General features: G+C 40.8%; 13 protein-coding genes. 7 read left to right on the top strand and 6 right to left on the bottom strand.

Translation table 11 applies throughout. From position 1 onward, the window contains the following. Complete coding sequence (locus tag KO525_RS16000) at positions 1-909, bottom strand: ABC transporter ATP-binding protein (RefSeq protein WP_215964838.1); 909 nt, start codon at positions 907-909, stop codon at positions 1-3. 212 nt (positions 910-1,121) lie between these two features. Between KO525_RS16000 and rsmE the strand changes: the two genes are divergently transcribed. The 7 genes from rsmE (at position 1,122) to ilvN (ending at position 7,037) form a co-directional block, all read left to right on the top strand. Beyond that, a complete protein-coding gene (gene rsmE, locus KO525_RS15995) occupies positions 1,122-1,853 on the top strand; it encodes a 16S rRNA (uracil(1498)-N(3))-methyltransferase (protein WP_215964837.1) in 732 nt (243 codons plus the stop codon). A gap of 21 nt (positions 1,854-1,874) precedes the next feature. Continuing rightward, a complete protein-coding gene (gene gshB / locus KO525_RS15990) occupies positions 1,875-2,828 on the top strand; it encodes a glutathione synthase (RefSeq protein ID WP_215964836.1) in 954 nt (317 codons plus the stop codon). Positions 2,829-2,892: 64 nt separating this feature from the next. Next, positions 2,893-3,450 carry a YqgE/AlgH family protein gene (locus tag KO525_RS15985; RefSeq protein ID WP_215964939.1) on the top strand — a complete coding sequence of 186 codons (558 nt, stop codon included), beginning with the start codon at positions 2,893-2,895 and terminating at the stop codon, positions 3,448-3,450. Beyond that, positions 3,450-3,869 (top strand): Holliday junction resolvase RuvX, encoded by a 420-nt coding sequence (gene ruvX / locus KO525_RS15980; protein WP_215964835.1) that lies wholly within the window; start codon positions 3,450-3,452, stop codon positions 3,867-3,869. The genes KO525_RS15985 and ruvX overlap by 1 nt, the downstream gene beginning before the upstream one ends. Then, positions 3,853-4,536, top strand: a complete 684-nt coding sequence (locus KO525_RS15975) for an NAD(P)H-binding protein (RefSeq protein WP_215964834.1) — start codon at positions 3,853-3,855, stop codon at positions 4,534-4,536. Before ruvX ends, KO525_RS15975 begins: the two co-directional genes overlap by 17 nt. 243 nt (positions 4,537-4,779) lie before the next feature. Then, entirely contained in the window at positions 4,780-6,540 is a 1,761-nt protein-coding gene (locus KO525_RS15970) for an acetolactate synthase 3 large subunit (protein ID WP_252736564.1), read from the top strand. Beyond that, on the top strand, positions 6,540-7,037 hold the full coding sequence (gene ilvN / locus KO525_RS15965) for an acetolactate synthase small subunit (RefSeq protein ID WP_215964833.1): 498 nt from the start codon (positions 6,540-6,542) through the stop codon (positions 7,035-7,037). Before KO525_RS15970 ends, ilvN begins: the two co-directional genes overlap by 1 nt. Positions 7,038-7,152: 115 nt before the next feature. On the opposite strand, the gene KO525_RS15960 is transcribed toward ilvN, so the two are convergent. Genes KO525_RS15960 through KO525_RS15940 form a run of 5 tightly spaced genes read right to left on the bottom strand, consistent with a single transcriptional unit; the run spans position 7,153 to position 12,206 of the window. Beyond that, positions 7,153-7,938 (bottom strand): VacJ family lipoprotein, encoded by a 786-nt coding sequence (locus tag KO525_RS15960; RefSeq protein WP_215964832.1) that lies wholly within the window; start codon positions 7,936-7,938, stop codon positions 7,153-7,155. Continuing rightward, positions 7,935-9,179 (bottom strand): c-type cytochrome biogenesis protein CcmI, encoded by a 1,245-nt coding sequence (gene ccmI / locus KO525_RS20015; RefSeq protein ID WP_215964831.1) that lies wholly within the window; start codon positions 9,177-9,179, stop codon positions 7,935-7,937. Before ccmI ends, KO525_RS15960 begins: the two co-directional genes overlap by 4 nt. Next, positions 9,176-9,676 (bottom strand): cytochrome c-type biogenesis protein, encoded by a 501-nt coding sequence (locus tag KO525_RS15950; RefSeq protein WP_252736565.1) that lies wholly within the window; start codon positions 9,674-9,676, stop codon positions 9,176-9,178. Before KO525_RS15950 ends, ccmI begins: the two co-directional genes overlap by 4 nt. After that, positions 9,673-10,245 carry a DsbE family thiol:disulfide interchange protein gene (locus KO525_RS15945; RefSeq protein WP_215964830.1) on the bottom strand — a complete coding sequence of 191 codons (573 nt, stop codon included), beginning with the start codon at positions 10,243-10,245 and terminating at the stop codon, positions 9,673-9,675. Before KO525_RS15945 ends, KO525_RS15950 begins: the two co-directional genes overlap by 4 nt. After that, positions 10,245-12,206, bottom strand: a complete 1,962-nt coding sequence (locus KO525_RS15940; protein ID WP_215964829.1) for a heme lyase CcmF/NrfE family subunit — start codon at positions 12,204-12,206, stop codon at positions 10,245-10,247. Before KO525_RS15940 ends, KO525_RS15945 begins: the two co-directional genes overlap by 1 nt. Positions 12,207-12,357 lie beyond the last annotated feature (151 nt).

The following is a 12,357-nucleotide window of genomic DNA, read 5'->3' as shown; positions in this document are numbered from 1 at the left end:
TTATTCTCCCGCCTTTACGTCAATTGTAGGTCCAGTAAGCGCATGACCTGTAAGTTTAATAAATAGATCATCTAAGTTTGCGGATTTAACTTGCAAGCCATCAAGAGAAATTCCCTGCGACAGTAATTCCGTTATGGTTTTTTCAACATTAATGGCATCAATATCATAAAAACCATCACCGTAAGGGCGAGTCCCACTTGGTAAGGTGTGCCCTTCTAAATTTGGTTTTGGTAAGCGGATAATCGCCCCTGAAAAATGCTGTTGTAGTAGATTATCTGGGCTGTTATGGGCAATAATTTCACCACGGTCCATAATCGCAATTTCGTCACATAAATACTGAGCTTCATCCATATAATGCGTTGTGATGATAATGGTTTTACCCGAGTTTTTAATCTCAGTAAGCAGATCCCAGAAGTTACGCCTAGCGTGGGGATCAAGCCCAGTTGTTGGCTCGTCCAAAAATATAATCTGTGGGTCATTCACTAAAGCTAAGGCGAGAAGCAAACGTTGCTTTTGTCCACCTGACAATTTTTGGTGATTACGGTCTTTGACTTCAACCAAGTCACACATAGTGATGAGTGTATCCGTTGCCAACGTATTTTTATAAAAGGAAGCAAATAAGTTAATGGTTTCGGTGACCGTTAAGAAGTCTTGTAGAGCAGTTTGCTGGAACTGTATGCCTATCTGGTCTAACGCCGCTTTTGTCAACGTTTTACTAAATAACTTAATTTGGCCTTTACTCGGTGGGGTTAAGCCTTCCATCATTTCTATAGTTGTTGTCTTTCCAGCGCCATTTGGGCCCAACAAACCAAAACAAGTCCCAGGTTGAATATCAAATGAGACATTATTGACGGCAATAACATCTTTATATTGTTTAATTAATCCTTCGACAGAGATAATAGGATCCATTTGCACTCCTTAAATAAAGCCGTGCCGCATAATAGCAATTCAAGGTATATTTTTCATAGAAAATTAGTAACAAAAAACTTGGATTCGACGCAATAAACTAAAGCAACTGAGGCTTAACGAATTATTGTTCATTAAAAAAATAGTTATGTGATAACCATAGGCATATCAAAATCAGCCTGCTAAAATTGCAAAAAAAAGCAAATAGAAACGCCATGAGAATACCTCGAATTTATCATTCTTCACCATTGCAATTAAATAGCAACTGCGAGTTAGACTCGGACGCTGCAAATCACGTCGCTAAAGTATTACGTTTGAAACAAGGTTACAAAATCATATTGTTTAATGGCGACGGGCACGATTACCTTAGCGAAATTACGGATGTGAGCAAAAAGTCAGTCCAAATATTGCCTCTAGAAAAAGCCGCGATTGAAAATGAGTCACCGTTAAATATTCATTTGGCTCAGGGCATTTCCCGCGGTGATAAGATGGATTTTACCATCCAAAAATCCGTTGAATTAGGCATTATGGAGATCACACCAGTTTTTACTGAACGTTGTGGCGTTAAATTAGCTGGTGAACGATTAGAGAAAAAACACCAGCAGTGGCAAAAAATAGCAATCTCGGCCTGTGAACAAAGTGGTCGCGCTATTATTCCTGTTGTTCACCCACCAATCAGTTTGTCTGAGTTTTTAAAACAAGAAACTAACCAACTGAAGTTGAATTTACACCCTAAAGCCTCCACTTCTATTAAAACGATTACAATACCTGACAGTGGCGTCCGTTTTATTATCGGCCCAGAAGGTGGTTTAAGTGACGAAGAAATTCGCCAAGCAGGTGACGCCAATTACACAGACATTCAACTTGGCCCAAGAGTATTACGCACTGAAACCGCCGCGTTAACCTTATTAGCATCACTGCAATTTCAGTTTGGTGATTTAGCTTAATTTTTAATACTAGGATTAAAAATGACAAAAAAACTTGGCATTGTGATGGATCCCATTGCAGATATTAATTTGAAAAAAGATTCGAGCTTTGCAATGTTGCTGCAAGCACAGGCACGGGGCTATGAATTGTACTACTTTGAAATGAACGACCTATTTTTAGAAAATGGTCGAGCATATGGTCAAGCGCGTCAATTAACCGTTCAAAATGTGGTGGGCGATCACTTCACTCTTGCCGAGTCTAACGACATATTATTATCTGATCTAGACGTGATACTAATGCGTAAAGATCCTCCTTTTGATACCGAATTTATTTACGCCACCTATATTTTAGAGCGTGCAGAAGACGAAGGTACTTTGATCGTTAACAAACCTCAAAGTCTGCGTGATGCTAATGAAAAATTATATACCAGTTGGTTCTCAGAGTTTACACCGCAAACATTAGTAACTCGCAGTGATAAGCAGATCCGGGCTTTTTATGAAAAACATGGCGATATCATCCTCAAACCACTTGATGGTATGGGTGGAGCGTCTATCTTCAGAGTTAAAGCAGGTGATCCTAACCTCGGTGTGATCATTGAAACACTTACGGCACACGGTACTCAATTTGCTATGGTCCAAGCGTTTATCCCAGATATTTCTAATGGCGATAAACGGATCCTGATTGTAGACGGTGAACCTATGCCTTATTGCCTTGCTCGCATACCAGCAAAAGGTGAAACCCGCGGTAATTTAGCAGCTGGCGGTCGAGGCGAAGCACGTCCACTGTCGGACACCGACTGGAAGATTGCCAATGCAATTGGGCCTACATTAAAAGCTAAAGGCCTAATATTTGTTGGCTTAGATGTGATTGGTGATTTTGTCACCGAGATAAATGTTACTAGCCCAACGTGCATTAAAGAAATTGAAGCAGCATTTGACGTAGATATTACAGGCGCACTGTTTGACGCTATTGAACAACGCATAAGCGCGCAATAGTAAAACAAGCACATTCTCAAAAGCGCAATTAATAGGAGTTTTAATGACGGCAGAAATTACAGAAATCACCAATTTAACGAACCAACTATTGATTGCGATGCCTTCTTTAGATGGTTCATTTTTTGGTCGGTCAGTGACCTACATTTGCGAACACGATGATCAGGGCGCAATGGGCTTGGTCATTAACAAATCATCTGAGATCAGTGTTAGTCGACTGTTAAACGAAATTGACATTGAAACCAGTGAATCATCGGCATTGTCATCAAAAAATGTGCTAACAGGTGGTCCGGTGCAAACTGACCGTGGTTTTGTATTGCACACAGGGGGCAAAATTTGGACTTCAAGTATAGCGCTTCCGGGCGACATCAATGTAACAACGTCGAAAGATATATTGCAAAGCTTGTCAACCGAGCAAGCACCTGATCAATTTTTATTAACTTTAGGCTATGCAGGATGGTCTGCTGGTCAATTGGAAGATGAAATGGCGAACAATGCCTGGTTAACAATTGAAGCTGACCACGATATTTTATTCAATACCCCAGTTGAAAAACGTTGGGAAAGAGCAATCCAAAAACTGGGCATCGACATCAGTCAACTGTCCGCAATTTCAGGACACGCTTAATGAAGTCAAAAACCATTATTGGTATCGACTACGGCACAACTAGCATTGGTTTTGCAGTAGGACAATCATTAACCGGTACGGCATCCCCCCTTGAAGCTTTACGAGCGAAGGATGGTGTACCTCAGTGGGACCAAGTTGAAAAGCTACTTACCACTTGGGAACCAGACCTAGTTGTTGTCGGATTGCCACTTAATATGGATGGTACAGAACAACCGATGACTGCCCGCGCAAAAAAATTCGCCAACAAGATCCATGGTCGCTTTGGTTATGCCATAGTAACCCATGACGAACGTCTGACAACAGTTGATGCCAAGGCAGATTTATTTGCATCCGGTGGCTTTCGTAACTTAAAAAAAGGTAATGTTGACTCACAATCTGCAGTAGTTATATTAGAAAGTTACTTTGAAAACTGCTACTAACCCCAAACGCGCTTTAGTTATTGGCGCAACAGGCCTTGTTGGTCAATCATTAATTACTCAGTTATTGGCCGACGAACACTATTGTCAAGTTATCAGCTTCAGTCGCTCTGACTTACCCGCTAACTTTACACACAATAAATTGGTCCAGATAAAAACAGACTTTGACCACCTTGAAGCCCATGTTCAAGATATTGTTGGCGACACGGTATTTTGTTGTTTAGGCACCACAATTAAACACGCAGGCAGTCAACAGGCAATGATTAGAGTTGACCGAACCTACCCAGTTGAGTTTGCAACATTAGCTAAATTAAATGGCGCAACTCGGTTGGTTTTTATTTCTTCCATTGGTGCAAAAGTCGGCGCGTCATCGTTCTATTTAAATTTGAAAGGCGAAACGGAACACCAATTATTGCAACTTGGTTTTGACCACTCGTTAATCGTCCGTCCAAGTGTATTAGTCGGCCCTCGTCCAGAGAAACGGATAGGTGAAACTTTTGGGAAATATGTTTTAACTGCGTTGCAATTCATACCTTTTATTGGTCAATATAAGCCAATTACTGCCGATACGGTTTCCCGAGCGATGTGCCAGATAATAGCTGATCAAAAACAATCCGTTACAATTGCAGAAAACCGAAGATTACAATCTTTTAAAAAACCCGAAGATTAGAATCTTTTAAAACTAAGATGGGCTATTTTTTAAGTAATATTGAAACGCCAAAATTAAGTATCCCCACACCGTCCTGGTTAAAAATCACACTATTATTTAGTAAATAAACGGTTATCGCACCAATCGTCCTAACATAGATAAATTTATTTTACTTATTCGGCGATTTGCCCTTGTAATCGGTGTGCGAATTAGAGTAAAAACGTAACTAGCTACGATCAATAAGTTTTGAAGTGAGAAAATACGATGGAGAAGAATTCGCCAACCATGTTATCCGGTGCGGAAATGGTAGTGCAAGCGTTAGAAGACATCGGGGTAAAACACCTGTTTGGTTATCCTGGTGGCGCGGTATTAGATATATACGACGCTTTGTTTGAACATAATAAAATAGAACACATTCTTGTCCGTCACGAACAAGCCGCCGTTCACGCTGCAGACGGTTATGCTCGTGCTACAGGTGACGTAGGTTCTGTCCTTGTGACCTCAGGTCCAGGCGCAACCAATACCATTACCGGCATCGCAACAGCATATATGGATTCTATCCCACTTGTTGTATTGTCTGGTCAAGTTCCAACCACTGTTATCGGTGAAGACGCATTCCAAGAATGTGACATGGTGGGTTGTTCTCGCCCTATCGTAAAACACAGCTTTTTAGTGAAACGAGCTGAGGATATTCCTGAAGCTATCGCTAAAGCCTATTACATTGCAAAAACAGGTCGACCGGGCCCTGTTGTTGTCGATTTACCTAAAGATATCGTCAATCCAAAAATTAAAGCGCCTTATGTAATGCCTGCTGAAATTAATATGCGGTCATATAACCCAACGGTTAAAGGTCATTCAAAGCAAATTAAAAAAGCGGCAGAAATTTTATGTGCCGCTAAACGCCCTATTTTGTACACCGGTGGCGGTATTGTAATTGCCAACGCATCTGAACAACTCACTGCGCTTGCAGAAAAACTAAATGTACCGGTAACAAATACTTTAATGGGGTTAGGCGGTATTTCTGGCGTTCATCCTCAGTTTGTTGGCATGTTAGGTATGCACGGCACGTATGAAGCAAATAAATCAATGTCCAACGCTGATGTGATTTTTGCCATCGGTGCTCGATTTGACGACCGTGTAACCAACAACGTTGCTAAATTTTGTCCCAATGCCACTATCGTTCACGTCGATGTAGACCCAACGTCTATTTCTAAAACCATTCCAGCGAATGTGCCAGTGGTGGGTGAAGCGAAAAAAGTTATTGAACAATTACTTGCTTACATCGACAGTCATGATCTCAATACGGACCCTGAAGCCATGTCAACTTGGTGGAAGACGATTAACGATTGGCGTGCAGAAGACAGTTTGGCTTATAGCAAAATTGACAACCAAATTATGCCGCAACAAGTCATTGAATCGCTTTACAAGGTGACAAATGGTGATGCTTACGTTACGTCAGATGTCGGTCAGCACCAAATGTTTGCTGCATTGTACTATCCGTTTAAAAAACCACGTCAATGGATTAACTCAGGTGGTCTAGGCACAATGGGCTTTGGTTTACCTGCTGCTATGGGGGTTAAATTAGCGTTTCCTGATGCTCATGTCGCCTGTGTGACAGGAGACGGTTCAATTCAAATGAACATTCAAGAACTAGCGACGTGTTTACAATACGGTATTCCAGTTAAAGTGATTAACATCAATAACTCAGCTTTAGGCATGGTTAGACAATGGCAAACCATGTTTTATGATGGACGTCATTCTCATTCTTATATGGACTCACTTCCAGATTTTGTCAAACTAGCAGAGGCCTATGGTCATGTTGGTATCCGTGTGACAGACCCAGCGAAACTAGATCAAGCCATGGAAGACGCCTTTGCAATGAAAGACAAATTAGTCTTTATGGATATTGTTGTTGACCAGTCAGCACATGTTTATCCAATGCAAATCAAAGGTGGAAAAATTGACGATATGGTTTTAGCACCTAAGGGCAAAGTCGCAGGGGAAATTCAAGGGGAGAAAGAATAATGAGACGCATCCTATCTATTTTATTGGAAAATGAAGCTGGTGCCCTTTCTCGCATTGTTGGATTGTTTTCGCAACGTGGCTATAACATTGACAGTTTAACTGTGTCTAAGACCGACGACGACAGCTTATCGCGTATTACGATTACAACGGAAGGCGATCAACGTGTAATCGAGCAAATTACCAAACAAGTCAATAAGCTTGTTGACGTTTTAAAGGTTCGAGAACTAACGGAAAGTGCCCATGTTGAACGTGAAATCGTGCTTGTAAAAATAGCAGCTGACACAAACGAACAACGTGAAGAAATAAAACGCTGTGCCGATATTTTCAGAGGCCAGATTGTTGACGTTGCAAGCCGTGCTTACACCGTTCAAATGCTTGGTACTTCAGGCAAAGTTGACGCCTTTATTGATGTTATGAGAGATAACGGAACGATTATTGAAACCGTACGCTCTGGCGTAGTTGGTATCGGTCGTGGTGAAAAGGCATTAAAACCTTAAGGCACTAGTTTACCTATAATTAATACTAAAAAGGCCAAATTCAAGAATATTGAATTTGGCCTTTTTATTTACCTGGAACCGATTTTATAACTCAGTTTCAGCACTATTTATTTTATTAATCTATCTCGTCTAAAAACGCTTCATCAAACTCTTCAGGTTCTTCAAGCGGCGGGTTGCCGTCGTGAAGTTTGAAATTCTGATTTTGGTAATAAACTTCTTTGACAAAAATGTAAGAGTCTACAGAATTATCAATCATGCCCTCTTGCGCGATTAGATCAGCACGAGTGTAAACGGCTTTAATACCCGTTTTTAACAAGGCTGCTGGCCAATCAAGTAAATACAGTGGAAAGATTTGACCATCAATAAAATCCCCCGTACCGTCTCGAATAGTTGTAGGACCGTAACCTGGGATCATAACGTAAGGTCCGTTACCAACACCATAAATACCCATAGTCTGCCCTGCATCTTCTTTGTGGCGTTCTATTCCCATATAGTCAGCAACGTCAATCAGGCCAAAAATTCCCACCGTAGAGTTAATCAGGAAACGACCTACCGCTTTACCGCTATGTTTTACTTTACCTTGCAGTAAGCTATTTACCGCATAACCTGGCTCTTCAAGGTTCGTCACAAAATTACGGACACCTGTTTGGGCTGGTCTTGGCAAATATTCTGAATAACCAACGGCCAAAGGTCTTAATACGTATTTGTCTAAAACATTCCAGTTAAAATCCCATAATGAACGGTTCATCGACTCAAACGGGTCACGTTCATCAACAATAGGGGCTATCACTTGTTCCGTGTTGGTCGCGTCCACAGGTTGTGGCTCTGGCGTTTTGGCACAGGCAGACAACAACAATACGAAAGTGATTAAAACGGCTTGTTTAATCCAAGTTGACTTCATTTTGTTTCCTTATTAATAACTATCGTAATAGGTTCATTTGCTGAGGGCTTAATATCAAGTAACTCTCCTTGCCACTCCCCTGCGGTCAAACCAGCCGCTTCGTCAATCGACAAACGAGCTGTAATATTAACTGAACTCTGATCCGATAACTTCACATCTGGTAACATGATATCCGAATCAGATAAATTAACTGTCAACGGGAAATTGCTTATTGGCAATTTTTTCACGGCGACAGGAACCGGACTTGACGCTGACTTGGCGAATAAAAATAAATAACGAAATTGTGTTCCAGACGCCGTAACGCGGTCATCTAGTTGCACTGTAATTGTTAATCCACTTTGTATGTCGTTAGTTTGCGTATCAGGTGCTTGAGTGCCTGTGCTTTGATTAATAAATTCAATTCGTTGACGTAAAGCGACAGTGCGCTCGTCATCAGCATTAAGCTGAGACAATGCCAATTCAAATGCTTCTTTCGCATTATCAAAACGTTTTAATAGTAGGTTACTTTCACCAAAAATGATCAAAGCCATCATATTATCTGGTTGTAAATATAATGCTTCGCGCAATATGTTTACTGCTTTACCCAGTTCAAAGTCCTCTCCTTTTAAATAAAGAGCCTGTGCGTAATTGACGATATTGGTTACGCTTTTAGGATCTCTATCGTAGGATTTTTTGAATGCATCTATCGCCGAATTAATATCGTTTAAAGCCAATAAAGTACGACCTAACAACATCCACCCAATCGCTTCGTCTTTTACCGCTAATTTTGTTCTTAATCCCAGAGCGAAACTTTGCAATTCTTGAACGGTCGGTGCTTGGTTTTGATTTTGAATTATTTTTTGAGTTAAATCAGGTAACTCATCAATTGAATCCTGCCAATTAGACAACTTCGTATAATTGCCATAAAACAAATAAAACCCAGAGATAAATACAACAAACAGAACCGATATTAATATTTTTGAACTGAAACCAAATTCATTAATAATCGTGGGTTGTACCTTATTCTCTTTGGTCAGTTCGAATTTAGTGGTCAGTTTTAATTCGGTAACTGCAAACTCGTATTGTTGCTGAGTAAAACGGCCTTGTTCTAGTTCGTCTGTTAATTCTGCAAGACGTTGTTCAAACCACTGCGCCGAAGCATTTCGTTTATGGCCAAATTGGCTGAATCGAAATAGCGGTACACATATAAACACTAACGCGACAATGCACATTCCGATAAAACTAAAAAATAGACTGCTCACGGATTGTTCCTCGTCGTTTCTGCGTTTTGTAGGTCACTAACTTCATCTAACAAATTATCAAGTTCAGAATTTAATCCAGCGGTGTCGGTGGCATTATCAACTTGCGTTGACAGTCGACTGCGTCGCCACAATAAAATGATACACATAAGGATGAAACCTACTGGGATAGCCCACAACATAATTGTAGCGATATTAACTGGTGGGCGATAATGAGCAAATTGTCCGTAGCGATTAATCATATAGTCAACAACTTGTTGTTTGCTTTTGCCTTCTTGTAATAACAATAAAGCTTTTGCCCGCATATCTTTTGCAACAATGGCATTTGAGTCTGCAATATTCTGGTTTTGGCATTTAGGACACCGCAACTCTTTTATAAGTTCCCGGTATTCGGCTTCTTGCTTAGGATTGTCAAACGTCACCATTTCGTCAAAGCCATAAGATTTAACGCTAACCAGTGAAGCTAGGATCACGATTAATATTGAAATTGATTTCATCATTGCATTTCATTCCAAATTGGTGCCAATTTATCGCGCCAAACTCGCTCATTAACATCTCCCATATGGTGGGCTTTGATTACCCCATTTGAATCCATCAGAAAGGTTTCAGGAGCGCCCGTGACACCCAAATCTAAAGACAATGTGCGGTCGAGATCCAATATATGAAATTGATAAGGGTCACCAAGTTGAGCTAGCAATTGTTTAACTTCAACTTGGATCTGAGGAATATTTGCAAATTGACCAAACTCAGGCGCGTGATTTTGATCGTAATAAATACCGACAACCTTAACGCCATATTCCGTTTTAATTTTTGTCAAAAAAGGCAGTTCATATTTACAAGTAATGCACCAGGTACCCCAAACATTAAGGAGCACTTTTTCACCTCTTAGTGTTTGTAATGAGTGAACTTTTTCTTCATTCATTAAATCGGGTAATTGAAATTCAGGGAACGACTTACCAACCACTGCGGAGTCGCGTTGACGAGGATCGCTAAATAAGCCTTTTAATAAAAAGCCAACTAAGATCACAAAAATAAACAAGGGGAGAAACAAGCTTAATTTATACTTCATTACACAATCTCCGCGGCGGCAGAACTACGCACTCGAACAGACGACTTTTGCTGGCGGTACCGCTTGTCAGCGACTATCAATGCTCCTGCAAATGCGACAACAATACCACCAAACCAAAACCATCTGACATAAGGCTTAAGATGCAAACGTAAAGCCCATCCTTTATCAGGAAGCTGCTCGCCTAGTGAAATATAAATGTCGCGGAAAAATGTCGCGTCTATCGCTGCTTCTGTCATAGTATTGCGTTGCACAGGATAAAAACGCTTTTCAGCCAACAAAGTGGATACTTCTTGTCCTTGTTGTGTGATATCAATTTGCGCCGCCCATCCATCATAATTTGGACCTTTAACATCTTGTAGTTTTACAAATTTAAAGTCAAAACCAGAAAACGATTCGCTGCCACCCACAAACATTTTCACATCCCGTTCTGTAGAATATTGACTCGTTAAGCCAACTCCTGCAATAACAAAGGCCAAACCGACATGCCCTAAGACCATAGCAAAATGACTTAAAGGCAACTTGGTTAAGCGAACTTTTTGAGTCGTCTTTACCAGCTCAACGGCGGTGAAAAGTATGATCCACCAGAATAAACTTGTCGATAACCAAGCAAGCCCTTTAACCTCACCAAATTCGACAACTAACCAAAGGTAAGACAGAGCGACCGACGCCAAACAAATAATCAACGGAGTAGCCACAAATTTATTCGGTTTGTCTTGTTTCCATCGAATGTGTGGCGCAATACCGATTAATAATGCAAATGGCACAATGAGATAAGTAAACATCTGATTAAAGAAAGGTTCGCCTATTGAAATGGTACCAAGACCAATTTCTTTATGCACAAGAGGTAGCAAGGTACCTAATAAAACAATGATGGTCGCAGCAACTAAAAAGACATTGTTAAGCCAAAGGCTAGATTCACGAGAAAAAATAGAAAACTTGCCAACACTTTTAATTAATCCTGCTTTTAAGCTATACAACAACAAACTGCCGCCAATCACAATCGCCAGCAAAACAAGAATAAACACACCACGTGCAGGGTCCGTTGCGAAAGCATGAACCGAAACAATGACGCCAGAACGAACTAAAAATGTGCCCAATAGACTTAACGAAAACGATGCAATGGCTAAAAATACAGTCCAACTTTTAAAGGCATTTCGTTTTTCGGCAACAGCTAATGAGTGCAACAAAGCCGTTGCAACAAGCCAAGGCATTAAAGAAGCGTTTTCTACTGGGTCCCAGAACCACCAACCGCCCCAGCCGAGCTCAGAATAAGCCCACCAAGAACCAATGGTGATGCCGAGTGTTAAAAAGCCCCAGGCAACAGCAGTCCATGGACGTGACCATTTAGCCCACGTAGAGTCAAGATCGCCACTTAACAAAGCCGCAATTGCAAAAGAGAAACAAATACTCATTCCAACATAACCCATGTACAACAAAGGTGGGTGTATGATCATACCAATATCTTGTAATAGCGGATTTAAGTCAGCGCCATCAACCGGAAAAAACGGTAATGTACGGTCAAACGGATTAGAAACCGTAATGATATAAGCGTAAAACCCAACACAAATCCAGCCAATCACCATCAATACACGCGTACGCATTGTCGTAGGTAACGATTTAGACCACACGGCCACAGCGCAGGCCCAGCCAGACTGCATTAACAACCACAACAGGAACGAACCTTCGTGACTACCAAAAGACGCGGCAAACTTATACTGAACCGGCAATGCAGAGTTGGAGTTTTGAGCGACATTTAATACCGTAAAGTCGTCGGTAACAAACGCGAAAACAAGGCATAAAAATGCAAACAAGGTGAAAACAAAAAGGCCAACCGCTAAATTAGGGGCTGTTTGCATTAACCCCATATTTGACTTACGAAGACCGATAAACGGCAGTATGGATAACAGTAAACTAAATCCGAATGCGATATAAAGCGCAAAATTACCTAACTCTGGGATCATATTAATACTTTCTACTAGTTAACTTTGTAAACTTTATAAACAGCTTTTTGCCGTCTATTATGAGTCTGGTCATTACGACCAGTGGTATTTTAATTTTTCGTAGTCTTCGATAAATGCCTGAAGATCCGAAATAAAACGCGGCATTGTAACA

The sequence above is a fragment of the Psychrosphaera sp. B3R10 genome, from assembly GCF_018861025.1.
In the GTDB taxonomy this organism is placed as follows: Bacteria; Pseudomonadota; Gammaproteobacteria; order Enterobacterales; family Alteromonadaceae; genus Psychrosphaera; species Psychrosphaera algicola.
This window is presented reverse-complemented; position numbering and strand designations above follow the sequence as displayed.